The 23820-nt window shown below is 34.5% G+C and carries 22 protein-coding genes and 1 pseudogene; 7 read left to right on the plus strand and 16 right to left on the minus strand.

What is annotated here, in order from left to right; all coding sequences use genetic code 11:
• Window positions 1-497, minus strand: a pseudogene (locus WC622_RS09640) (M1 family peptidase); the annotation flags it as partial.
• Between the two features lie 149 nt (window positions 498-646).
• Here WC622_RS09640 and WC622_RS09645 point away from each other — a divergent pair.
• On the plus strand, window positions 647-2188 hold the full coding sequence (locus tag WC622_RS09645) for an aldehyde dehydrogenase family protein (protein ID WP_372819483.1): 1542 nt from the start codon (window positions 647-649) through the stop codon (window positions 2186-2188).
• A 144-nt stretch (window positions 2189-2332) separates the two neighbouring features.
• On the opposite strand, the gene WC622_RS09650 is transcribed toward WC622_RS09645, so the two are convergent.
• Window positions 2333-2974, minus strand: coding sequence for a GIN domain-containing protein (locus WC622_RS09650; RefSeq protein WP_372819484.1), 642 nt, complete (start codon window positions 2972-2974; stop codon window positions 2333-2335).
• Window positions 2975-3336: 362 nt separating this feature from the next.
• On the opposite strand from WC622_RS09650, the gene WC622_RS09655 reads away from it, so the two are divergent.
• Window positions 3337-6234, plus strand: coding sequence for an SNF2-related protein (locus WC622_RS09655; RefSeq protein WP_372819485.1), 2898 nt, complete (start codon window positions 3337-3339; stop codon window positions 6232-6234).
• A gap of 4 nt (window positions 6235-6238) precedes the next feature.
• Window positions 6239-6898, plus strand: a complete 660-nt coding sequence (locus tag WC622_RS09660) for a DUF2927 domain-containing protein (RefSeq protein ID WP_372819486.1) — start codon at window positions 6239-6241, stop codon at window positions 6896-6898.
• On the opposite strand, the gene aat is transcribed toward WC622_RS09660, so the two are convergent.
• Window positions 6890-7525: a leucyl/phenylalanyl-tRNA--protein transferase gene (gene aat / locus WC622_RS09665; RefSeq protein WP_372819487.1), complete on the minus strand. Its 636-nt coding sequence runs from the start codon at window positions 7523-7525 to the stop codon at window positions 6890-6892. The genes WC622_RS09660 and aat overlap by 9 nt on opposite strands.
• A 147-nt stretch (window positions 7526-7672) precedes the next feature.
• On the opposite strand from aat, the gene WC622_RS09670 reads away from it, so the two are divergent.
• Window positions 7673-7945 (plus strand): YccF domain-containing protein, encoded by a 273-nt coding sequence (locus tag WC622_RS09670; RefSeq protein ID WP_372819488.1) that lies wholly within the window; start codon window positions 7673-7675, stop codon window positions 7943-7945.
• On the opposite strand, the gene WC622_RS09675 is transcribed toward WC622_RS09670, so the two are convergent.
• Both WC622_RS09675 and WC622_RS09680 read right to left on the minus strand, forming a co-directional pair.
• Window positions 7946-8347, minus strand: coding sequence for an META domain-containing protein (locus tag WC622_RS09675; protein WP_372819489.1), 402 nt, complete (start codon window positions 8345-8347; stop codon window positions 7946-7948).
• Between the two features lie 4 nt (window positions 8348-8351).
• Window positions 8352-9332 carry an App1 family protein gene (locus WC622_RS09680; RefSeq protein ID WP_372819490.1) on the minus strand — a complete coding sequence of 327 codons (981 nt, stop codon included), beginning with the start codon at window positions 9330-9332 and terminating at the stop codon, window positions 8352-8354.
• 60 nt (window positions 9333-9392) lie between these two features.
• Between WC622_RS09680 and WC622_RS09685 the strand changes: the two genes are divergently transcribed.
• On the plus strand, window positions 9393-10274 hold the full coding sequence (locus WC622_RS09685; RefSeq protein ID WP_372819491.1) for a diacylglycerol kinase family protein: 882 nt from the start codon (window positions 9393-9395) through the stop codon (window positions 10272-10274).
• Here WC622_RS09685 and WC622_RS09690 read toward each other — a convergent pair.
• The 11 genes from WC622_RS09690 to WC622_RS09740 all read right to left on the minus strand — a co-directional run bounded on the left by WC622_RS09690 (window position 10255) and on the right by WC622_RS09740 (window position 19200).
• Window positions 10255-10653: a hypothetical protein gene (locus WC622_RS09690; protein WP_372819492.1), complete on the minus strand. Its 399-nt coding sequence runs from the start codon at window positions 10651-10653 to the stop codon at window positions 10255-10257. The two genes, WC622_RS09685 and WC622_RS09690, sit on opposite strands and share 20 nt — an antisense overlap.
• A 1-nt stretch (window position 10654) precedes the next feature.
• Window positions 10655-11308 carry an energy transducer TonB gene (locus WC622_RS09695; RefSeq protein WP_372819493.1) on the minus strand — a complete coding sequence of 218 codons (654 nt, stop codon included), beginning with the start codon at window positions 11306-11308 and terminating at the stop codon, window positions 10655-10657.
• A 17-nt stretch (window positions 11309-11325) separates the two neighbouring features.
• Window positions 11326-12033 carry a peptidoglycan DD-metalloendopeptidase family protein gene (locus WC622_RS09700; RefSeq protein ID WP_372819494.1) on the minus strand — a complete coding sequence of 236 codons (708 nt, stop codon included), beginning with the start codon at window positions 12031-12033 and terminating at the stop codon, window positions 11326-11328.
• Window positions 12033-12674 (minus strand): hemolysin III family protein, encoded by a 642-nt coding sequence (locus WC622_RS09705; protein ID WP_372819495.1) that lies wholly within the window; start codon window positions 12672-12674, stop codon window positions 12033-12035. Before WC622_RS09705 ends, WC622_RS09700 begins: the two co-directional genes overlap by 1 nt.
• Window positions 12661-13047, minus strand: a complete 387-nt coding sequence (gene rbfA, locus WC622_RS09710) for a 30S ribosome-binding factor RbfA (protein WP_182922745.1) — start codon at window positions 13045-13047, stop codon at window positions 12661-12663. The genes WC622_RS09705 and rbfA overlap by 14 nt, the downstream gene beginning before the upstream one ends.
• Before the next feature lie 4 nt (window positions 13048-13051).
• Window positions 13052-14155: an alginate lyase family protein gene (locus WC622_RS09715; RefSeq protein ID WP_372819496.1), complete on the minus strand. Its 1104-nt coding sequence runs from the start codon at window positions 14153-14155 to the stop codon at window positions 13052-13054.
• Between the two features lie 20 nt (window positions 14156-14175).
• Window positions 14176-15372 carry a GTPase HflX gene (hflX, locus tag WC622_RS09720; RefSeq protein WP_372819497.1) on the minus strand — a complete coding sequence of 399 codons (1197 nt, stop codon included), beginning with the start codon at window positions 15370-15372 and terminating at the stop codon, window positions 14176-14178.
• Between the two features lie 92 nt (window positions 15373-15464).
• Complete coding sequence (gene trpC, locus WC622_RS09725) at window positions 15465-16250, minus strand: indole-3-glycerol phosphate synthase TrpC (RefSeq protein ID WP_372819498.1); 786 nt, start codon at window positions 16248-16250, stop codon at window positions 15465-15467.
• A 7-nt stretch (window positions 16251-16257) separates the two neighbouring features.
• Window positions 16258-16830 (minus strand): aminodeoxychorismate/anthranilate synthase component II, encoded by a 573-nt coding sequence (locus WC622_RS09730; protein WP_372819499.1) that lies wholly within the window; start codon window positions 16828-16830, stop codon window positions 16258-16260.
• Entirely contained in the window at window positions 16830-18233 is a 1404-nt protein-coding gene (locus tag WC622_RS09735) for an anthranilate synthase component I family protein (RefSeq protein WP_372819500.1), read from the minus strand. Before WC622_RS09735 ends, WC622_RS09730 begins: the two co-directional genes overlap by 1 nt.
• A 517-nt stretch (window positions 18234-18750) precedes the next feature.
• Window positions 18751-19200, minus strand: coding sequence for a cytochrome B (locus WC622_RS09740; RefSeq protein ID WP_372819501.1), 450 nt, complete (start codon window positions 19198-19200; stop codon window positions 18751-18753).
• 166 nt (window positions 19201-19366) lie between these two features.
• On the opposite strand from WC622_RS09740, the gene WC622_RS09745 reads away from it, so the two are divergent.
• Both WC622_RS09745 and WC622_RS09750 read left to right on the plus strand, forming a co-directional pair.
• On the plus strand, window positions 19367-22408 hold the full coding sequence (locus tag WC622_RS09745) for an amidohydrolase family protein (protein WP_372819502.1): 3042 nt from the start codon (window positions 19367-19369) through the stop codon (window positions 22406-22408).
• Window positions 22401-23726: an amidohydrolase family protein gene (locus WC622_RS09750; RefSeq protein ID WP_372819503.1), complete on the plus strand. Its 1326-nt coding sequence runs from the start codon at window positions 22401-22403 to the stop codon at window positions 23724-23726. Before WC622_RS09745 ends, WC622_RS09750 begins: the two co-directional genes overlap by 8 nt.
• Window positions 23727-23820: the final 94 nt, after the last annotated feature.

The following is a 23820-nucleotide window of genomic DNA, read 5'->3' on the forward strand; positions in this document are numbered from 1 at the left end:
TGAGTTGGTTTATTTTTTTCTGTACCATCAGGATTTATAAAATATAATCCTTTTGCATCTGTGATAGCAGCACTTCCTTTTATAGTTAATTCATTTGGTTTTGCTGTGTAAGCAATGTATAGGATATATTTTTCGTCCTTTACGTATTTTTTATTTAGTTGAATATAAAGCTTTTCTTTATCGTTTGTAAACTTTAACGGCATATTTCCTTTAGCACCAACTACCGAAATACTTTTAACATCCATCCCTTTTGCATCAAGAGTTACGGAATCAGTAGTGTAAAAGTGTGGTTTTAACGTTATCCAAGCTTTTCCATATAAATATCGTTTTGCGTAATCGAAGCTGACATCTAATTTGGTATGCATTAAATCGTTAACTTTTGTAGCAGTTACCCGATAGGTTGGATTTACTTTTGCTTTTTCTTCTTGGGCATTTGCCGAAGAAATTCCGCCTAAAATTACCAGACTCATTAATCCGGCTATGAAATGTTTATTCATGGTTTATATTTTTTTATTGGATTTAATTTGATAAATAAAGATACAAGGTAGGCAGAAAGCTACAAAACATTATCCGCTATTTATAATTTGGCAAACCTGCTTAATTTTTTGTTGTTTTGTAAATCGATTTTCAGATTAAACATCTTCACATGAAAACAAATATCAACACTGTTTTAAAACAATTAGGAATTGAAAATAGTAATCCGGCCTACAGTACAGGCAGTAATTGGGGCAAAACAGCTAGCGAAAAAATTATTGAAAGCCACTCTCCTGTAGATGGTCAAAAAATAGCATCAGTACAAGTTGCTTCTGCAAATGATTACGATATAGTAGTTGAAACTGCACAAAAAGCTTTTTTACACTGGCGAACTGTACCTGCTCCAAAAAGAGGAGAAATGGTGCGTCAATTTGGCGAAGCGTTAAGAGCAAACAAAGAAGCTTTAGGCACATTGGTTTCTTATGAAATGGGCAAAAGTTTACAAGAAGGATTTGGTGAAGTGCAAGAAATGATTGATATCTGCGATTTTGCTGTAGGTTTATCACGTCAGTTATATGGCTTAACCATGCATAGTGAACGACCAAATCATCGGATGTATGAGCAATGGCACCCGATAGGAATTGTTGGAATTATTTCGGCATTTAATTTTCCAGTAGCAGTTTGGAGTTGGAATACGGCTTTGGCTTGGGTTTGTGGAAATGTTTGTATATGGAAACCATCCGAAAAAACACCATTAACAGCAATAGCTTGTCAACATATTATAGAAAAAGTTTTAGCAGCTAATGACGTACCTGAAGGCGTTTCTAATTTAGTTATTGGAGATAGAGAAGTCGGTGAATTGTTAAGTAATGACTCTAGAATTCCATTGGTTTCTGCAACAGGTTCTACCAGAATGGGAAAAGCTGTTGGTGCTGCAGTGGGTGCTCGTTTAGGCCGTAGTTTATTAGAATTAGGTGGAAACAATGCTATTATTATTTCTAAGGATGCAGATCTAGATATGTCCATTATTGGTGCTGTATTTGGCGCAGTTGGTACAGCTGGACAACGTTGCACTTCTACTCGACGTTTAATTATTCACGAAAGTGTATACGATGCATTTACAGCTAAATTGGTTAAAGCTTACGGTCAATTGCGAATTGGAGATCCTTTAGATCAACACAATCACGTTGGACCATTAATTGATACTGATGCCGTTGCAAGCTATTTAGATTCTATTGAAAAATGTAAAGCCGAAGGTGGAAATTTTGTTGTTGAAGGCGGTGTTTTAAGCGGCGCTGATTATGCTTCTGGTTGTTACGTAAAACCTTGCATTGCCGAAGTTAAAAACGATTATAAAATTGTTCAACATGAAACTTTTGCACCAATTTTATATTTGATAAAATACAAAGAATTGGATGAGGCTATCGCTTTGCAAAATGGTGTTCCGCAAGGGTTATCGTCTGCAATTATGACCTTGAATTTAAGAGAAGCTGAACAATTTTTATCTACTCAAGGTTCTGATTGTGGTATTGCAAACGTAAATATTGGTACTTCTGGCGCAGAAATTGGTGGTGCTTTTGGTGGAGAAAAAGAAACAGGCGGTGGTAGAGAAAGTGGATCTGATGCTTGGAAAGCTTATATGCGTAGGCAAACTAACACCATTAATTACGCAAATACATTGCCTTTAGCACAAGGAATTAAATTTGATTTATAATAGTTAGCCGCAGATGCGCAGATTTTCCTTCGACAAGCTCAGGATTACAAAACCTGTATTATCTGTGTTTTCAAATTAATCTTATAAAAAAGAGCCTCAAATTGAGGCTCTTTTGATTTTAAAAATTGATATATGATTGGGTTATTATTTTGCTAACTCGTCAATTAGTACAATACTTTCTAAAGTTGGTTTCTTAACTGTAGCTAATTTTGCATAAATCGGTGCGGTAGAATTAACGCTTGAAGTTTCAGCTACAAAACAGCCCATGTTTAATTTCGCATTCGAGCTTAATACTGCGTAATAATCTGTAGTAGAACCACCTAATTTTAAGCTTGCATCATCTTTTACCGAAGTAAATAAATTTACTGTAGTTGTGTTAAGATCAGCGGTTGCTTTATCTTTTAAAATCACATCTAAGCTTAAGAAATTCACTTTACCGTAAGTTTTTATTCTTGAGTTATCTCCACCTTCAATTGAAGAAAGGTTACGTACATAAACTGCTACAGTTAACGTTTCTTTTTGGAAAGAGCTAATGCGTAACACACCATTCTCTTGTTGCACTAATGCATTTTTTGAATAATAACTATCGTATACTTTTACACTTTCAGTCGGTGCTTGTACCAAAATTACTTCAACGTTGCCGCTTACTACAATTTTATTAATGTTTTTTACCTGATTTAAGATAGTAACATTGTTTTCTTTTACATCTGTTGATGCGAATGCAGAACTGGTTAATACTACTAGTGTTAATGCTGCTGCGAATAATGTTTTAATAGAAGTTTTCATATCCTTAATATTTTAAATAATTGTTTATCTGATATTTATAATTTTTTATTTTCTGCGAGCCCTTGCTGGCAGGTTTCGTAATTAAGACGCCAATACCTGAAAAAGGTTGCAGCGCTTTCGTTCCTTTTAGACCATGAGCAAGTAACTCACGACGAACGGCTGTAATTTTTCGACGAACAGTAATGGGGAATTTGTTAATTAGTAACCGGTGCCTTAGATTGGGTAGTTAATCTACTGTATACAGCACGCCAAATGAACCAATGAACAAAAAAAATTGTCTATTGAGTTTGATTAGAAATTGAAATACTGTAAGTTTAGAAATTTTTAGCTGCTTATCTTTTCTTTCTTTTAGCCCTTAACCAATGTTACGCGTAAATAGTTCCAAACCCTGCAAAATCGTATATTCCTTATGTAAGCATGAGTTTTTAGGCTATTTAATTGAGCCACACATAGTTCAACTTAATCCACAGGGCGATTTTTCTTTAACTTATCAGCGTTTATTTACACATACTGCTAAAGAATTTTCGAAACATTTAACAGAGGTTGATTTCAAATTGATCAAAATTTTAGACGATACTGAGCAGGATTACATCATCAAAAAATACCATAAAAAAGCAATTAGGCCTTTTGAATTCTTCAGTAAATTTTACGATGAGAAATTTTATGAAAGCGTTCGCCCAAAAATTGAAAAGAAACTAGCAGAAGTTTTAGAAGTCCTTAAAATAAAAGATGGTTTATATTTAATGGATAAGGATGGTTGGCCAGCAGAGCGAAAAATAGATTTAGCTACTGAATCTGCAACTGTATTATTCCATTTTAGACGTGGAGAAACTGAAACCCGTTATTTTCCAACGATCAAATATCAAGGTTTACGCATAGATTTTATGTTTAAAGATGCGCAAGTTGTCTGTAATCAGCCTGCTTGGATGCTGCTAAATGACGTGCTTTATTACTTTGAAGGAGATATTGAGGGAAAGAAATTTGTTCCGTTTTTAAACAAGCGTTATATCGCAATTCCTAAAGCTACAGAAGAAACGTATTTCGAAAAATTTGTAGCTCCACTGATAGAAAAGCATCATGTGTATGCAGAAGGATTTGAAATTAAAACAGAGAAACATGATCCAACAGCAATAATTAAAGTTATTTACGTTGATGGTGGCATTTCACAAATTCAGCTTTATTTTAAATACGGAAGCTATGCTTTTGCAATGGGCAACGAGCATAAGGTTACTGTCCGCTTAAGTAAGGACGAAGACAATTATACATTTACTCGCATTAAACGTAATACCGATTGGGAAAAACAAAAATTTTCCACGTTACAAAACTTAGGATTAAAAAAGGTAAGTGCGCTTTTTCATCATTTAGAATTACCTACTTTAAGCGAAAATGATAATCCAGCTTATGCGATAATTACTTGGGTAAACGAACATATTGAAACTTTACAAGAACAAGGCTTTGAGATTGAACAAGCAAGCAGTAGTAAGCGTTTTGTTTTTGGCGCCAATAAAATTGATTTTGAAATTAAGGAAGATAACGATTGGTTTGATATCAACGCAATCGTATATTTTGGTGTTCATCCTATTCCATTTATCGCTTTAAAACAACACATTCTTCATAAAAAAAGAGAGTTCATTTTACCAGATGGTGATATCGCCATCATTCCAGAAAAATGGTTTACACAATACAGCAGCCTATTTAGCTTAGCCGATGCCGGTAAAAATCTGAAACTAAAAAAACATCACATTGGTTTAATTAATGATTTAGCTGAAGACAGTTTAGCCAATGTAACTTTAGATAGAAAACTGCAACGCTTAAATGATTTCGAGCAGATTGCTGATACACAAATGCCTGTAAATTTTAAAGGGGATTTGCGACATTATCAAAAAGCTGGTTACAATTGGTTTAGTTTTTTACGTGAATATAATTTTGGTGGTTGCCTTGCAGATGATATGGGTTTGGGTAAAACCATTCAAACGTTAGCTATGTTGCAGAAACTGAAAGAGGAAGATGAGCAAAATGCAACACATAGCACTTCGTTGATTATTATGCCAACTTCGTTAATTTACAACTGGTTAAATGAAGCGAAAAAATTTACACCAAAACTTAAAATCCATTCGCATACAGGTACTTTTCGCAATAAAGACATTAGCCTTTTTGATAAATATGATGTCGTAATTACAACCTATGGCATTACTCGTGTTGATGTGGAATTAATTAGCAAATTCTACTTCAATTATATTATTTTAGATGAAAGTCAGAATATAAAAAATCCATCTTCTAAGTCTTTCAAGGCAGTCAGACTGCTAAAATCAAGACATAAGTTAGTTTTAAGTGGTACACCTGTAGAAAATTCTGTTGCCGATTTATGGACTCAACTTACGTTCTTAAATCCAGGATTATTGGGCACACAATCTTTTTTTAATGAAGAGTATGTGCAGGCAATTGAAAAGCGCAAAGACGAAGAAAAAGCAAGAAAATTACAAGCGATTATCAAGCCTTTTGTGTTACGTAGAACGAAAGAACAAGTAGCAGCTGAACTTCCTCCAAAAACAGAGCAAATTTATTATTGCGACATGAGTGAGGACCAAGCTGCATATTACGAAAAAACTAAATCGGCGTATAGAAATGATTTGCTAACTAGTATGGATAATGGAACCTACGCAAAAAAACAAATTCAGCTATTGCAAGGTTTAACTGCATTGAGGCAATTGGCAAATCATCCAGTAATGATTGATGAAGAATACAATTCTGATTCTGGTAAGTTCAAAAATGTGATGCATACTTTAGATAATGTGTTAAAAGGTGGCCATAAAGTGTTGATTTTTTCACAGTTTGTAAAGCACCTAAGCATTTTTAAAAATTGCTTTGAGAAAGAACAAATTCCCTTTGCGTATTTAGATGGCGGAACAAAAAATCGTGGAGAGATTGTAGCAGAATTTCAAGAGAACAAAGATTTAAAAGTGTTTTTAATTTCTATAAAAGCTGGCGGTGTAGGTTTAAATTTAACTCAAGCCGATTACGTTTTCATTTTAGATCCATGGTGGAACCCTGCTGTTGAGCAACAAGCCATAGATAGAACACATAGAATTGGTCAGGATAAAAAGGTTTTTATCTATAAATTTATTTCGAAAGATACTGTTGAAGAGAAAATTCTCGCTCTGCAGCGACGAAAGAAATCTTTAGCAAATTCGTTAATTACTACCGAAGAAAGTTTCTTTAAATCGTTAAGTAAAGACGACATTAAAGAGTTATTAAATTAGATTTATGAAGACTTCAAAAATAAAATTTATTCTATTTCTGCTAATTATTTCGAGCTTAAATTCCTTTGCTCAAAAGTTAACTGAAAATGAAAAAACCGTTTTCGATGAGATTGTTTATAAGAGAAAACAGATTGGGGAATATGAGACATTATCTAAATGGGCAAAACCAATTCGATATAAAATCTATGGAGATACATCTGCTTATCTTGTTAAAGAAGTCGATTCGTTTTTCAATTTGCTAAAGAAAATAACTCCACTTGATATCAAAAAATCAGCTAATGAATCTGAAGAAAATTTCACACTAGTTTTCGGAGAAAAACCAGCAGATTTTCAAGCGTATACCTCTACAAACAGGCCTTTAGATGCTATAGGATCTTACCGAGTGAGAGCAACAAATGGTGGTGAAATTTATTGGGGTCAAAGTTTAATTAATACCAAAAAATTTGGCAGTAGAGCAAATATTAAAAATGCAATCAAAAAAAATATTGTTAAGTGCATTGGTTTTTCAGGCAGTTCTCAATTAGCTCCAAGTAGTGTTTTTACTATTAAAAATACCAACGACATTAAAATTGAAGATTTTGATATACATATTATCTCCGCGTTGTATTTGCCTGCAATAAAACCAGGTATGACAAGAGATCAGGTTGATGAGATTTTAAAGTGAGCCCAGCATCGTTAAATACTTTTCCCGACTTATCATTTCTGCGCCTAAAGTCATTAAATGTTCGTTTGGTAATTGACAATCAATCAATTCAAAACCCATAGTTGTGCACAAATGGATTAATGCAACTTTTGATGCGTTACTTACCAAACTAAACATACTTTCTCCGCAGAAAACTTTGTTAATTTTAACGCCATATAAACCACCAACTAGGTTTTTATCTTTCCAAACTTCCACACTGTGCACTAAACCTTTTTCATGTAAATTCAGATACGCTTTTTGCATGTCATTAGTTATCCAAGTTCCATCTTGTCCAACTCTAGGCGTTTTTGCACAATATTCAATTACTTTATCAAATGATTGATTAACAGTAATTTCAAAAACTTCAGCTTGTAAAACTTTTCGCATGCTTTTGCTAATTTTAATCCTATCGGGATAAATGACGCAGCGTTCATGAGGCGCATACCACAAAATAGGTTCACCCTCACTAAACCATGGAAATATTCCACTTTGATAGGCTAAAAACAATCGCTCTACACTCAAATCTCCACCAATAGCAAGTAAACCATCAGACTCTGCTAAAGCTGTATCTGGGAAAATTAAAGCATCTTCAAGTAGTCTGAAAACCATGTTGCAATGTTACTAAATTGTAACAAATGATAAAGCAAGCCGTCTTAAAAACATGAGTTTTATCGGCAATATTATCTGGGTGATTTTTGGAGGGATTTTTATTTTCTTCAATATCTTTTTGGCGGATTAGTTTTATGCCTAACCATTGTGGGTATCCCATTCGGTATTCAATGCTTTAAATTTGCCATTGTTGGTTTAGCACCATTTGGCGTTAAAATAACTGATACCTCTTCAAATATTGGCTGTTTATCAACCGTAATGAATATTATTTGGCTGGTATTTGGTGGAATTTGGATTGTACTAACTCACTTAATTTTTGGATTGTTATTTTGTATCACAATTGTGGGAATCCCCTTTGGTTTACAACATTTTAAACTGATGAATTTAGCCTTTTCTCCTTTTGGAAAATCGATTAGCTAATTATTCTGTTTTCGTAAAAACCATAGCTAGTTGACCGTCTTTTAATAACTGCAATTTGCCATCAACTATTTTAAAAGAATTTACTGATTTTAAGCCATCGGTATACGATTTTTCTGCCTGACCAACATCTTCACAATACATCATTGTACCTATTAATTCGCCGATTTTAATCGTATTTCCATCAATTGTAGCCATGCCTCCAAACCCATTGCAAAAAGATTTGCCACTAATTTTATTATCTGCATCAAAGTTTAAAGTTGCTTTTTTTGTAGTGCTAGGCATTGTTTGCCCTGGCCATTCGCTTAAAACCCATTTGGTATTCGCAACACTATTCATTCCTAGTTTTTCCGAACAAGCTTGCAATACAATTACGAGGATAAATCCTAAAAATATTCTTTTCATAACTCTATAATTTAATTAATCCGATTTTTATTGAATGCGCAATCGCATCATCACTATGTACAAATAAACATGTTTTTATTTGTTGTTGCTCTATTTTCGTTAATAACTCTTCTGTCTTACTTTGCCTTTCTGGTCTAATATTTCTAATATAAACTGCAGCTATATTTAATGGATATTTCTCTGCAATGGCATGATAAATTGCTGGATCTTGTTGCGAATTATCTCCAAAAAAAATAAATTGTTGATTTGGAAAGGCATCTATAATTCGCATTACTCTTAATAATTTACCTTCATGTTCAGTTTTTCCAGTTTTAATTAAGCTTTTCCATCTTTTAAGTTGATTTAACAAGAAAGCTCCCTCTGGCAATTGGTTAAAACGAAAGGTTTCTACTAAATAATCATATAAATTCCATTCGCTACTCGATACATAAAAAAACGGATTTGGTTGGTCGATTTCTGTATGTGTCTTTGCTAATAGTTGATAATGCTTTTGTACTGAAGGAAATGTTTTTCGTGTACGTGGATTTTTAATAAAAAGTTCTCGTAATCTCCTCCCAATTGTGGCAGAGTGAGAAATCATAATAGTATCATCAATATCAGAAATGAAAGCATATTGTGTGATGTGAGGGACAAATATTTTCCCTTCTGCTGCTGCAATAACTTCATCATTATCATCATTTAAAACCTCTATTTTTACCGCATGCCAACCTGCAGCAACATCTTGTTCCGCTTTCCATTCAAACTTAAAAAAGCCATCGTATTCTGCTTTCTGATAAACAATTTGCTCGTAAAAATTTAATCTAACTCTTGAAAAAGCATATGGTTTAACCACAAAAAGTTTAAATAGATGAACAATATTTACAAAAAGATTATTGCTATAATTCTGCGTAGTTTTTGCTTTAAATTTAAACACATGTCCATAAACAACTAAATTGTGTGTGTGGCCGTAACCGTGATATACTTTTACACTTGCAGTGTTATTCATGATATAATTAAAACAGAGTTTAGCATAAGTTGTTTGTAAGGAAGACATAATTAACCATCTGTGAAATCGAAAACTCAAAAACTGCTTTTTATTGTAAACCCAGGTTCTGGAAATCATGCCATTGATTTTAAAAAAGAAATTAAGTCATTTTTTAAGGCTAAAGAAGAAACTTTTGATATTTATGAATTGCCGAAGGACTGTGCAATTGTTGATTTAAAAGCAACTATCAAAAAATCAAAAGCAGATCGTGTAATTGCTGTGGGGGGAGACGGGACTTTAAAACTGGTAGCTGAATGTTTATTAGAAACGGGTGTACCTATCGGGATTATCCCGGCAGGTTCTGCTAACGGTATGGCTAAAGAATTGGGAGTTCCTTTGGAAATAAAAGAGGCCTTAGCATTAACAATAAGCGGTAAGCCGAAACAAATACATGCTATTTTAGTCAATGATGAATTGTGTATTCACTTGGCGGATATTGGTTTTAATGCCTTTTTAGTTAAAAAATTCGATGAATTACATGGGCGTGGAATGTGGACTTACGCGAAAGCTGCGTGGCAGGCATTTTGGAATCATCATAAAATGGATGTTGAGTTTAAAATTGGAAAGAAATTAATAAGACAGAAAGCAGCGATGGTTGCAATTGCAAACGCTACCCAATATGGTTCTGGTTTACAAATAAATCCTGATGGGAAATTAGATGATACTCTTTTTGAAATTATTCTGGTAAAGGAATACGCTGTAATGGAAATTCTTAAAATATGGGTTAGCAAATTACCTTGGAACCCCAAAAAGATTGAGAGCTTTCAGGCCTCTAATTTAAAAATAGCTACAAAACATAAGGCTCATTTTCAGGTTGATGGAGAATATATTGGAAAAGTTAATGAAATAGAGGCAAAGCTAATTCCAAAAGCGATACATATTATTACCGACCCTTCAGTTTAAGTTGCCCTTTTATAGTTAAATACAACCTAATAAATTCTATCATGATGCAGACCTTCAAGAGAATATTAGGCCATTTGTCTTCAAAATTATCAAGTGCTTCAGGTAAAAGCGTTATAAATCCGACAGTAAAAACCCATAAATAAAACCTAAAAGGGAATTGAATATAGTACAGTATAAACCCGATTTTTTTTGTAAAAAACAATCCATAAGCACCAACTAATACTAATAAAAACATTGGAAACATTAATATCGCTTCTACTTTTACGGAAAGTTGGTTAGGCATTTCATGATAGTTGTTTGCAATATTCCACAATTGCATTCCCATAAAAACTAGCGATATTAAATCTAAAAAAGCAAGAGAACGAAAAAGTAAGCGCATATTATTTACAGTATTTTAAGAGCAAATCATTTGCTTTCTCTGAACCCATATATTTTACAAAGTTAAAATCTTCACAAGCACCTTGTATGTCGCCTTGCTTTTGTTTTTTAAGGCCAGAGTTAACTTTGTCATCTAAATATTCATCATCAATTCTTAAATCGGATTTAATCTGTAAAATCTTGATTTCGTCTTCCTGTTTGTAATTTCCTTTTTCTTTATTTCGGTAAAAGTTAAGCACAACATTGGTCAATTCCTTTTCGTCTTTATATGCTTTAATGGCTAAAGTAATTTCCTTTTTATCTTTTCTATCACAATCGTAACCACTTAATGAAAAGTTAACAGGAACAATCACTAACGTTGTCGTATCATGATTTGATGGAACAATCCATTTTCCGTCAGTCATTCTAATTAATCGTAACGCCTCATCATCTAAATCGGTGCCTACTCCTTTTTTAACAACTGAATAGTAGACATTCCCTTTGGCGTTTAATTTAAATCCAATGCTAACAATTCCTTGAATGCAATTGTGTAAGGAATACGGTGGATAGATTTTATTCTCCGTTAAAAAAGACGATAATCCCCCTTTTAGTTTAGGTTCTTGTGCCTTAACTGAAACAGAAATTAACAGAAGAAAAGCTGCTGCAATTTTGAACATAATTAAATTTACGAAATTTAAGGCAAAGCCGATGTAAAAGTACGCTGCAAAATTAATGCGGGATCTGGGCAATTTAGCAAATACTCATCGCGTTTAGAAAACTGGCAAACCCCAGGGTAATCACCTTTTTTATTATCCATATCAAACATCAATTGAAAATGTAGGTGTGGTGGCCAATGCCCATTTTCTTGGGCAATACCAAAATTGGCAAATTGCTTTCCCTTTGCTATACATTGACCTTTTTGTAAATCAGCAAGCGATGATAAATTTAAATGACCATAAAGTGCATATAAGATTAAATCATCCAATTGATATTGCAAAATTATGGTTGCCCCGTAATCTCCAAAATTATCATTGAAATGAAAACTATGCACTTTTGCATCGTAAAAATTATAAATAGGCGTTTCTGCTGGTCCCCAAATGTCAATGCCTAAATGCAATCTTCTTGGTTCTTCAATGGTATCAAAGTGAACGCTTCTACTATAAATTGTACGGTGTTCATTATAACCCCCAATACCATATTTAGCATTATTTTTTGCTAGTTTTTCATCAACCCAAAGGGAAAACAGATTCGTATCTGCTAAAATTTCAGTTGTTAATTCTGTATTGTTTGCAGTAAAATCGAAAGGCAATAATGTATCAGTTGCCGGATTGAAATCAACAACTTTCCCAATTTTATGCATTGGATCAGTTAAGAACTCTTGAAGTTTTTGCAGAGAATTCATCACACATTAAAAACGTAAACGTAATTGTAAATAAAATGCGAAAGCGCACCAAAATTCACAAACACATGCCATAATTCATGACTATGAAAAAACCTATTTAAGGGTTTATCTTTCGCATAATAATAGGTACCTCCTACATAAAATACGCCACCAATAATTAGCCATGCAATCGAAGCTATTGGCAAAACTTGCAGCATTTTTTGCAGAAAAGGGATTACCAAACAACCCATCGCTATGTACAACCCAGTAGATAATGCTTGACTTTTTAAACGATTAAATATCTTCAATAAGCAGCCAATTAGTGCAATAAGCCACACAGCTCCAAAAAGCAACCATCGCAACCAACCATCAAAAACCAATAAAGCAGTTGGCGTAAAAGAACCTGCAATCATTAAATAAATACAACAATGATCAAATTTTTGCCAAAACCGAATGCCATATTCTGTTTTAGGCACACTATGATACATTGCGCTTACGCCAAATAAAATTAGAATGCCAATACCATAAATATAAGCCGCCGCATACTCAAAGTAAGTATGTGATTTTTGTAACAGCAGGTACAATCCTGGAATTGCTAAAAGCGCTGGAATAACATGAGTAAAAAAGTTTCCTGGTTCACGGATATACTTAGTGCTGTTCATCGTTTTCTTCGTCGGTATCCTTACGTTCTTTGGCAATTTTATTGAAAATCTTATCCATGTGCTCTACGTATTCGTTGGTATCATCAACAAAAAACGAAAGCGTTGGTATAACTCTTGCCTGATGACGAATACGCGAACCTAATTTATATCTAATTTCGCTAGCATGCGAATTAACAGTAGCTACAGAAAGACTAGTATTGTTGGTGTTTAAAAAGCTTAAATAAACTTTAGCCACGGCCAAATCTGGCGAAACACGAACTTTTGTAATGGTAACTAATGTGTTGGGTAAGTAGGCTGCTCCCTCACGTTGAAAAATAGCCGCAAGTTCTTCTTGTAATAATCCTGCAAACTTCTGTTGTCTTTTACTTTCCATATTCTTATTTTCTCTTTACCTCATTTAACACGAATTGCCAAGTAGGATATTTCAATTTTGCATTAATGTTAGATTGATAAACCTCTAACATCTCTTTATCGAAATAATTTGCCAAGGCAATGCTCGTTCTTGCTTCTTGTGGTTTAAACAGTGTTCCTGCAATATAACCCTTTTCTCCATTTGCCGCTCTTTTTTTATCAAAAGATGATTTAGAATTTACCCATTCTGCATGCGTTTTCTCACCTGTAAAAAATGGAACTAACCAGTCAACTGAATTTTTTAACGAATTTCCTTCTGGTGATTTATAACTATAAGGATTTTCACCCAATTTCCCATCTCTATCTAAAATAGTTGCAGCAACCATTAATGGATCCACATCATAAATATGATAGTGCAAAGCATCTCTTTCGTGAAAATCATGACTACTTCCATCCGCCAATAAATTTTTAGAAATCTGTTTTTTATAATTCTCGATTACCCAAGTTTTCAATTGTTCATCGTCAATTGCCCAAGCAACTTCTGCTATTTCTTTAATGCGGTGCGAATTCCAATTATTAAAATAAGTTGCGCTATTACTTTTTACCTTTTCATTATAGGTTTTAATTTCTTGAAGCGCTACTTTGTTTAACCAATTTGTAACTGTCGAATTTACATCAGCAGCTAAATCTTTTTTCAATAAATCATACGCAAAAATAATCCGATCTAAATTAGTGTCGTTAATTGGGTTGCCTTGCGGCTGATTTCTTTGCGCCCAAGCCAATAAAAATTCACTCGTTTTAGCTAAGTATTTCTTTTCTCCAGTAATTTTATAAGCAAATGCTAAAGAATATACCTTTTGCATATCCTCAATAGATTTCCAAGTTCTAGTTTTACGTGGATCACCTTGTAAAATGCCTTCGGTTAAAATAGTATCAGCAGGATTTGGTGTTGCTGTTAGTGATTCATCAGCAGTTTTTAATATCTCTTCCCATTGCTTTTTTACATCCGCTTGCGAACGAATTAAACTTTTCAACTTTGTTAATTCTGATGTGCTTAAACTTACTACTTGAGCTTTGGATACGGTAAATAATAAGCAGAAAGTGCTAAATAAAACAAGTTTCTTCATCATAAAATAGGTTATTGTTTCAGCTAATATAGTAACTTATCGTAAGGATATCGTGAAGTGTGTATGGCTTTAACCTTGTCGTATAACAATTGCTTAAACTCTTCGATGTTCTCCTTTTTAGTGGCAGATATAAAAATTGATGGTGCATTGTGGTGCGCCATCCAACTCTTTTTAAAATCTCCTAAAGTTAAAGGGGCCATTTCTTCTTCTTCGTTATATTCATCTGCTTTTGGTGTTACATACGCATCAATCTTATTAAATATCATGATGGTATCTTTATCTCTCGCACCTAAATCATTCAAGGTTTCATTAACGGTATGAATTTGGTCTTCAAAATTTGGATGAGATACGTCCACCACATGAATTAAAATATCCGCCTCCCTTACTTCATCTAACGTAGATTTAAAACATTCTACCAAATGGTGAGGTAATTTTCTAATAAATCCAACGGTATCCGATAGTAAAAATGGTAAATTTTCTATCACCACTTTACGAACGGTTGTATCTAGTGTTGCGAACAATTTATTTTCTGCAAATACTTCAGATTTAGCCAACATATTCATAATAGTAGATTTACCAACGTTGGTATAACCCACCAAAGCCACACGAATTAATTGTGTTCTGTTTTTGCGTTGTGTTTCGTTTTGGCGATCAATTAATTTCAAGCGTTCTTTAAGCAAAGAGATTTTCTCTAAAATCATCCTTCTATCGCTTTCAATTTGCGTTTCACCAGGTCCACGCATCCCGATACCACCTTTTTGGCGCTCTAAGTGAGTCCAGAGACGTGTTAATCGAGGTAATAAATATTGCAATTGTGCTAATTCTACTTGCGTTTTTGCTTGTGCAGTTTGTGCTCTTCCAGCAAAAATATCAAGGATTAAATTACTTCTATCCAAAATTTTAACCTGTAGTTCACGTTCAATATTCCGCAGTTGCGATGGTGATAATTCATCATCAAAAACCACCATATCTATTTCTTCAGCTTTTACATAAGCCTGTATTTCTTCTAATTTCCCTGTTCCAACAAATGTTGCTCTGTCGGGTTTCAACATTTTTTGTGTGAAAGTTTTTTCTACCACACCACCAGCCGTATCTACCAAAAAGGCCAGCTCGTCCAAATATTCCTTTGTTTGTTCAGGTTTTTCTCCAGGTGTAATCACCCCAACAAGTACCGCTCTTTCTTGTTTAAGGGCGGTATCGTATGTTTTTTGTTTTCCCATGTATAGTTACAAAGATACAAAATCTATATTCGTTTGGCTTTGCACATACAAAACCTTACATATAGATTAATGTTTGATTTTTTGCAAAGCAATTATTTAAGTTGCGTCACAAATTCCTTTATCGCTTGTCCAGGATTATCAGTTTTCATGAAATTTTCTCCGATTAAAAATCCGTTGTAACCCACTGCTTTTAATTGTTTAATAACTTCTGGATTATCGATTGCACTCTCAGAAATCTTCAAGAATTCATTTGGAATTTTATCCACTAAATCGAATGAAGTTTGAATATTAACAGTGAAATCGCCTAGGTTTCTATTATTAACACCAATCGCATTTACATTTGGGCAAATTGATTTTTCTAGCTCTTTTAGATTATGAACTTCCAATAAGACACTTAAACCTAAGCTTTGCGCTAATTTACCAAAATCTATAATTTGTTGTGGCGTTAAAATAGATGCAATTAATAAAATGATATCTGCTCCCCAGGCTTTTGCTTCTAAAATTTGGTATTCATCAATTATGAAATCTTTTCGCAAAATCGGAATTTGATTTACGGCCCTAGCTTGAAATAAATCTTCAGCCTTACCTCCAAAAAAATCAGTATCTGTTAGTACGGACAGCGCAGAAGCTCCAGCCAAATTATAAGCTTGGGTTACTTCAGCAACCTTAGCTGTACCATTTATTAACCCTTTAGAAGGCGAACGACGTTTAAATTCGGCAATAATCCCTGTACGATTTTCATCTAATAAAAAATCTTTAAAAACTAAAGGTTGTCTATTAAAGTTACTATTGGCTTCTAATTCTTTAACCGAAACTTTTTGTTTTGCTTCAGCAATTTCTTCCTTTTTACGTAATACGATTTTATCTAAAATATTCATATTTAGCCTAATTCTCTAACCAGTTTTTCATCATTTGCTTTCCATCTGGTGTCAATACACTTTCTGGATGAAACTGTACTCCGCAAACATTAAATTCTTTATGTCTTAGTGCCATAATTTGCCCATCGCCATCAGTTGCTGTAACTGTTAAGCTTGCTGGTAAGTCTGCTGGATTAACCACCCACGAATGGTAACGTCCAACTTCAATTGGCTCCACGCAATCTTTAAATGTTAAATCGTTTTTATCCAAAACTGTAATTGGCGTGGCGATTCCATGCATCGGCCTACCTAAATTTAACAAACTCCCTCCAAAAACTTCGGCTATTGCCTGCTGACCTAAACACACGCCCATTATACTTTTTGTAGGCGCATACTTTTTGATAACTTCTAATAAAAGGCCTGCTTCTTCTGGTATTCCTGGTCCAGGTGAGAGTAAAACTTTATCGTATGCTGCTACATCTTCCAATGCAAACTTATCATTTCTCCAAACCACGGCTTCATAACCTAATTCATTAATTAAATGCACTAAATTATAGGTGAAACTATCGTAATTATCGATTACTAAAATGGGTTTTTTCATTATATTTCCTCTGCCATTGCGATTGCTTTACGCAATGCTGCTATCTTGTTGTTCACTTCGTTTAATTCATTTTCTGCAATAGAATCAGCTACAATGCCTGCGCCAGCTCTATAATGCAAATAGTTGTTTTTGCTCATAAAAGTTCTAATCATAATGGCATGATTAAAATCTTCGTTAAAGCCCATGTAGCCAATTGCCCCAGCATAAAAATTACGACCTAATTTCTCGTATTGATCTATCAACTGCATGGCCTTATATTTTGGAGCCCCGCTTAAAGTGCCTGCGGGATATGTATCTGCAACCACTTTAAATGCACTTACTCCATCTTGTAAATTTCCACTCACTTTAGAAACCAAATGAATTAAGTGCGAATAATACTGCACTTCTTTAAACGATTTCACTTCTACTCCGCTACAATGTCTACTTAAATCATTTCTAGCTAAATCAACCAACATCACATGTTCAGCACTTTCTTTCGGGTCTTGCTCTAATTTCTTAGCTAAAGCAGCATCGTCTTCATCATTTCCAGTACGTTTAAATGTCCCCGCAATCGGGAAAATATTAGCCACATTATTACCAATGGTGATTTGTGCTTCTGGCGATGAACCAAACAACTTAAAACTGCCATAATCGAAATAAAACAAATATGGAGATGGATTTATAGAACGTAAACAACGGTACACATTAAATTCATCTCCCAAAAACCCTTGATTAAAAGCCCTCGATGGTACAATTTGAAAAACATCACCACGATAAATGTGTTTTTTCATTTGCTCTACCATATCCATAAAACCTTCATTGGTTAAGTTAGATTGTTCATCACCATTGGTTTTAAAGCTATATTCTGGGTAGTTTTTATTCTGAATAATGTATTCAACTTTTGTTAAATCTTCATTTTCATCGTTATTAAAAACATTTTTTACCAGTGTAACTTCATTCTTAAAATGGTCAATCGCAATAATATATCTGTACACATGGTATTGCATGGTCGGAATTTTCTCATCATCTGGCGTAGCCGAGGTAAATGAAATGTCCTCGAAATGTTGAACAGCATTCCATGTAAAATAACCAAATAAACCTGTCGAAATGTGTTTATCTTTTGTCTGACTAATCGGATTGAAACGAACTTTAAATGCAGCAATTTCATCTGCCAAAACGAAATCAGTTTTTGTTTCTTTTGTGCCATCAGGGAAATAAGTGTTCAATTTCCCATCTTGGAGAATAATTCCAGCAACTGGCTCGGCGCAAACATAGCTTGTCGCATTCTCACGACTATGATAATCCGAACTTTCTAATAAAATAGTATTCGGAAAAACATCGCGTAAGCGCAAATAAATGCTTACAGGAGTAGTGGTGTCTGCTAATCGCTTTTTAGCATGTGTTTGTATCGTATATGTTTTCATTCTTCTTTAATTCAATTACTCTTTGCCGTTGACTTAAGTCGCTGGACATAAAAAAACCCGGCGTGTGGTTACGTCGGGTTTTAAATGTGGTTTAGGTTTAGGTTGATAAACTATAAGGTGCACAAAGCTACGACGAAACTCTTTTGAGTACCACGCCATTGCCATGTATGTAAGTTATTGTTAATCATTGAGCAGCAAAAATATACAAAAAGTTAAATAATCAAAATATTTTGAGTTTTTTATTCAAATTGAATCCTTTATTCTATTTGACTACTTGAATTGTTCATGTTTTTTCGTTTATATTCTTTGTATATCGACCAGATTAGCATACCTGCAAAAATCCACGCTATAAATAAACTTAAACAGAAAAATACAAAATAAGGTGGATAGATAGTAGTATGCCAGCCCGGCAAAATAAATGACACAAAATCATTCTTTAAAAGGCTTACAGTTAAACAGATCAAAATTAAAACTGCAATTAAAATAAGAATTTGTCGAGGCTTAAACATCCAATGTTTTAAGAAACCCCAAAGAAAGTTTTAGATGGATCTGATTTTACCATCATAAAAATTGCTCCAACAATAATTACTAATGCCAAACCAAAGAAAATAGCAACAGCTTTATGTTTTGCTACAGCATCTGTAACTTTCTTAGACTTTGAATTACCAATTGTAATCAAAATAATGGCTAATATCATCATGCTAATGTGTTCCATTTTCCAATAACGGCCAATTGGCTCAGAAGAAGCTATTTTTGTAAGCGGACTAATAAAGTACAATGCCAATCCAAATAATAACTGAATATGCGCACTAATTAATGTGAAAAGGTTTAGTTTTCTATTCTGTTCTACATAATTTCTTTTTCCTATCCAACATGTAAAAGCCTGAATTACCGCAATAACCAGCAATAATAAAACAATATATCTCCAACCAGAGTGTGCACTTTTTAAAATTTGATAAAAATTCATGGCGTTTTTTATTTCAAAAATAATAAATAATTAGTCTTTATCTCAAAGATCTTCAGGTCATCATTAAACTAAAATTAATTTATATCCTTTCTAAGTAAAAAACCTGTTATAAATACTTTAAATCTTTATTTATCAATAGATTTAAGGACTTAACAAACTAAACATTATGAAGAAAATTCTACTTGCGCTCGCGTTGGTGTTTTCTACTGCATTTTTATTTGCTCAGCAAACTTATCCCGTTAATGGTTCTTTTGATGTTAGACCGGGATTATATGCTTTTACCAACGCAAACATTGTGGTTAACGCCAATCAAACTATTAGTAACGGCGTGTTGCTAATCAAAGACAAAACCATCCAATCGGTTGGTACAGGTACCGCTATCCCTAAAGGATATATAGTGATAGACCTGAAAGGAAAATACATTTATCCTTCCTTGATTGATGCTTTTACATCTTACGGAATTCCTGAAACACAACGAGCTGCTCCTGCTGGTGGTTTCTTCGGTAGACAATCTGTTTTTACGTCTACTAAAAAAGGAGCTTACAGCTGGAATGAAAGTATTCGTCCAGAAACTGAAGTGAGAACCATTTTTACGATCGACACAAAAAAAGCAGATGATTTACGCAAAGCTGGATTTGGTAGTGTGAACGTAATTAATCGCGATGGTATTGCTCGTGGTACATCTTCTGCTGTTACGTTAAATGATGGCAAAGAAAATGACGTAATGCTTAACGATCAAAGTGCAGCAAATTATTCATTTAACAGAGGTACTTCTACCAACGATTATCCATCTTCATTAATGGGTTCTATCGCATTATTGCGTCAAACTTATTTAGATGCAAGCTGGTATAAAAATCAAAAAGAGGAATACAATATCTCCCTAGAACAATTTAATAAACAACAAACCTTACCGCAGCTTTTTGAAGCAGATGGTTGGGCAAATATTTTACGCGTTGATAAAATTGCCAAAGAGTTTGGTAAATCGTACATCATCAAATCTACTGGGGATGAATACCAACGTATTGATGCCGTAAAAGCAACCGGCGCAACACTAATTATCCCAATTAGTTTCCCTAAAGCTTTTGATGTTGAAGATCCGATCGAGGCTAGAAATTTAAGTTTGTCTCAATTAAAAGGATGGGAATTAGCGCCAACAAATCCAGGTGTGTTAGAAAAAGCAGGTGTAAAATTTGCGTTGACTACCTTTGGTTTAGAAACTCCAAAAGACTTCTGGACAAACATTCAACAAGCTATAACTAACGGTTTAACAGAAAAACAAGCTTTACAGTCGGTTACAGAAATACCTGCTTCAATTTTAGGTGTTAGCGATAAAATTGGTTCTATCGAAAAGGGCAAATTGGCCAATTTCTTAATCACATCTGATAATATTTTTAAAGCTGGAAATATCATTTTCGAAAACTGGGTACAAGGAAAACGTTTTGTTGTAAACAGAATGGATGTTACCGATTTACGCGGAACATACAGTTTAAATATTGATGGTGTTGGTTCAACTCTATTAAGAATTACAGGAACTGCAACCGCACCAATGGCTTCCATTGAGCGTTTAGGTGCTGATAGTGTTAAAACTACCGCAACTTTTACACGTACTGGCGATTGGGTAACGATCGGTTTTAACTTAAAGAAAAATCCAGTTGGAGATGTTCGCTTAAGCGGGTACTTAACTAACGGAAATCCAGTAGCATTTAGTGGTGATGTAGTTATAAATTCTTCTCCTGCTGGTTTTTGGAATGGCACGTTTAAAGAAGCCGCTAAAGAAATGCCAAAACGTGATGAACCTGCTAAGCCAGCTATCGAGAATGGCGCATTAATTTATCCATTTATTGCTTTCGGAACAGATAAGGTCCCTACTCAAGAAACTGTCTTATTAAAAAATGCAACAGTTTGGACGAATGAAAAAGAAGGCATTCTACAAAATGCAGATGTCCTTTTAGAAGGAGGAAAAATTAAAGCCGTTGGTAAAAATCTATCAGCTGGTGCAGCTAAAGTAATTGATGCAACTGGCAAACACATTACTGCTGGCTTAATTGATGAGCATTCACATATTGCTGGAACGGGTGGTATCAATGAAGGTGCACAATCTGTTTCTGCTGAAGTACGTATTGGAGATGTAATTAACTCTGAAGACATTAACATTTATCGCCAGTTGGCTGGTGGTGTTACTTCATCTCAAATTTTACACGGCTCTGCAAATCCAATCGGTGGACAATCGCAATTGATTAAATTACGTTGGGGTAAATTACCAGAAGAATTAAAGTTTGCAGGTGCAGATGGTTTCATCAAATTTGCTTTAGGCGAAAACGTTAAACAAAGCTCTTCATCAAATAATCAACGTTTCCCATCAACTCGTATGGGTGTAGAGCAAACATTTGTTGATGAATTTACACGTGCCAAGGAATATGAAAAAGCATTGGCTGTTAAAGGAAACAATGTGCGCAGAGATTTAGAATTAGATGCAATCGTAGAGATTTTAAACAACAAACGTTTCATTACGTGTCACTCGTACGTACAAAGTGAAATCAATATGTTAATTCATGTGGCAGATAGTTTAGGTTTCAAAATCAACACGTTTACCCACATTTTAGAAGGGTACAAAGTGGCTGATAAAATGAAAGCACATGGTATTGCAGCCTCTACCTTCTCAGATTGGTGGGCTTACAAAATGGAAGTTCAAGATGCCATCCCGTACAACGGAAAAATTATGCATAACGTAGGTATTACCACTGCATTTAACTCTGATGATGCTGAAATGGCTCGTCACTTAAATCAAGAAGCTGGTAAATCTGTATTGTATGGTGGTGTTTCAGAAGAGGAAGCATTGAAATTGGTGACTTTAAATCCTGCTAAGATGTTGCACATCGACAACAAAGTTGGAAGTTTAAAAGTTGGCAAAGACGCTGATGTTGTCATCTGGTCAGCTAATCCACTATCTATTTACGCAAAAGCAGAAAAAACTTTTGTTGATGGTATCCCTTATTGGGATATGGATTGTGATGCTGCTTTACAAACTGCACAAAAAGCAGAAAAAGCTCGGATCATTCAAAAACTAGCAACAAGCAAAAGTGCTGGCGCAAGTACACAACGTGCTTTTGGTAATAGACCACCACGATTATACGCTTGTGAAACTGAAGAAGATTATTGGGCAGAACAAAATCAACTAGAAATGGAAGGAGCAAACAATCATGAATAAGTATATAAGTACAGCTATAGCATTATTTGCTTCAGTAAGTTTAACCTACGGACAAGCAACTATTTCTCCAGCCAAACCCCAATCGCAAAAAACTGTGGTAATGGGCGCTGTTATTCACACAGGCGATGGGAAAGTAATCGAAAACGGTTATTTAATGTTCGATAAAGGTAAAATCATAGGGATTGGTGATGCAACTGTGGTAAAATTGGCACTTACAGATGCGAAAGTAATTACCGCAAATGGTAAACATATCTATCCCGGTTTCATTTCACCAACCACCAATTTAGGGTTAATTGAAATTGAAGCAGTAAAAGCAACTGTTGATGATGATGAATTAGGAGAAAACAACGCACATATTCGTGCTTTAATTGCCTATAATACAGATTCAAAAGTAATTAACACCTTACGTAGCAATGGCATTTTAATGGCTCAAATTACACCTTCTGGCGGCACAATTTCAGGCAGTTCTTCTGTTGTACAACTAGATGCTTGGAACTGGGAAGATGCAGCAATCAAAAAGGAAGATGCAATGCACATGACCTGGCCAGTTGCCCCAAGAGGAAGAGGTGGTTTTGGCTTTGGCGGCAGACTTGCTGTTGGCACAACTGCTGTAGATCCTAACGAACGCACCAACAATGCAATACTAGAATTAAATAAGTTTTTCTCAGAAGCTAAGGTATATACCGAAACAACTCCTGCCGTAACCAATACACGTTTGGCGGCAATGAAAGGTTTGTTTAATGGAACTCAGAAATTATTTATCACAGCAGATGGTCAAAAAGAGATTGTAGCGGCTGTTAACTTTGCAAAGAAGTATGGAATTACCCCAGTAATTGTTGGGGGCGATGATGCTTATTTACTAACTGATTTCTTAAAAGCTAACAATGTAATTGTAGTGGTTAAAAAACCTCAATCTTTACCAAACAATGTTGACGATGATGTAAATATGCCCTACAAAAATGTGGCTCGTTTAAGCAATGCTGGCGTTACAGTAGTCATTAGTTTTGATGGAGGCGATGGTTTCTGGAGACAACGCAACTTACCTTTTATGGCTGGTACAGCTTCTGCTTGGGGAATGAGCAAAGAAGATGCACTTAAAACAATCACTTTAAACGCTGCAATAGCTATGGGAATTGATAAAACTACCGGTAGTTTGGCAATTGGTAAAGACGCTACATTCTTTATCTCAGGCGGAGACGCTTTAGATATGATTGGTAATAAAGTAGAACAAGCGTTTATTCAAGGAAGAGATATTAACCTAGATAACCTGCACAAACAATTAGATAAAAAGTTTAGCGATAAATACGGAATAAAATAAGCTTAGGATAAACAAAAAATTAGCCGCAGATACGCAGATTTCTTTTGATTATGTTCAAATAAGAAAATCAGCGCATCTGCGGCTTTTTCATGAA

Source organism: Pedobacter sp., from assembly GCF_041662865.1.
Taxonomy (GTDB): Bacteria; Bacteroidota; Bacteroidia; order Sphingobacteriales; family Sphingobacteriaceae; genus Pedobacter.

Bases quoted from the DNA above. Each gene is read 5' to 3' on its own strand.
- hflX (WP_372819497.1), bottom strand. From the start codon at position 15,372: ATGGGAAAACAAAAAACATACGATACCGCCCTTAAACAAGAAAGAGCG.
- WC622_RS09690 (WP_372819492.1), bottom strand. From the start codon at position 10,653: ATGCGCTTACTTTTTCGTTCTCTTGCTTTTTTAGATTTAATATCGCTA.
- WC622_RS09735 (WP_372819500.1), bottom strand. From the start codon at position 18,233: ATGAAAACATATACGATACAAACACATGCTAAAAAGCGATTAGCAGAC.
- aat (WP_372819487.1), bottom strand. From the start codon at position 7,525: ATGGTTTTCAGACTACTTGAAGATGCTTTAATTTTCCCAGATACAGCT.
- rbfA (WP_182922745.1), bottom strand. From the start codon at position 13,047: ATGGAAAGTAAAAGACAACAGAAGTTTGCAGGATTATTACAAGAAGAA.
- WC622_RS09740 (WP_372819501.1), bottom strand. From the start codon at position 19,200: ATGAATTTTTATCAAATTTTAAAAAGTGCACACTCTGGTTGGAGATAT.
- WC622_RS09705 (WP_372819495.1), bottom strand. From the start codon at position 12,674: ATGAACAGCACTAAGTATATCCGTGAACCAGGAAACTTTTTTACTCAT.
- WC622_RS09660 (WP_372819486.1), top strand. From the start codon at position 6,239: ATGAAGACTTCAAAAATAAAATTTATTCTATTTCTGCTAATTATTTCG.
- WC622_RS09750 (WP_372819503.1), top strand. From the start codon at position 22,401: ATGAATAAGTATATAAGTACAGCTATAGCATTATTTGCTTCAGTAAGT.
- WC622_RS09695 (WP_372819493.1), bottom strand. From the start codon at position 11,308: ATGTTCAAAATTGCAGCAGCTTTTCTTCTGTTAATTTCTGTTTCAGTT.
- WC622_RS09745 (WP_372819502.1), top strand. From the start codon at position 19,367: ATGAAGAAAATTCTACTTGCGCTCGCGTTGGTGTTTTCTACTGCATTT.
- WC622_RS09675 (WP_372819489.1), bottom strand. From the start codon at position 8,347: ATGAAAAGAATATTTTTAGGATTTATCCTCGTAATTGTATTGCAAGCT.
- WC622_RS09655 (WP_372819485.1), top strand. From the start codon at position 3,337: ATGTTACGCGTAAATAGTTCCAAACCCTGCAAAATCGTATATTCCTTA.
- WC622_RS09650 (WP_372819484.1), bottom strand. From the start codon at position 2,974: ATGAAAACTTCTATTAAAACATTATTCGCAGCAGCATTAACACTAGTA.
- WC622_RS09700 (WP_372819494.1), bottom strand. From the start codon at position 12,033: ATGAATTCTCTGCAAAAACTTCAAGAGTTCTTAACTGATCCAATGCAT.
- WC622_RS09715 (WP_372819496.1), bottom strand. From the start codon at position 14,155: ATGATGAAGAAACTTGTTTTATTTAGCACTTTCTGCTTATTATTTACC.
- WC622_RS09645 (WP_372819483.1), top strand. From the start codon at position 647: ATGAAAACAAATATCAACACTGTTTTAAAACAATTAGGAATTGAAAAT.
- trpC (WP_372819498.1), bottom strand. From the start codon at position 16,250: ATGAATATTTTAGATAAAATCGTATTACGTAAAAAGGAAGAAATTGCT.
- WC622_RS09730 (WP_372819499.1), bottom strand. From the start codon at position 16,830: ATGAAAAAACCCATTTTAGTAATCGATAATTACGATAGTTTCACCTAT.
- WC622_RS09680 (WP_372819490.1), bottom strand. From the start codon at position 9,332: ATGAATAACACTGCAAGTGTAAAAGTATATCACGGTTACGGCCACACA.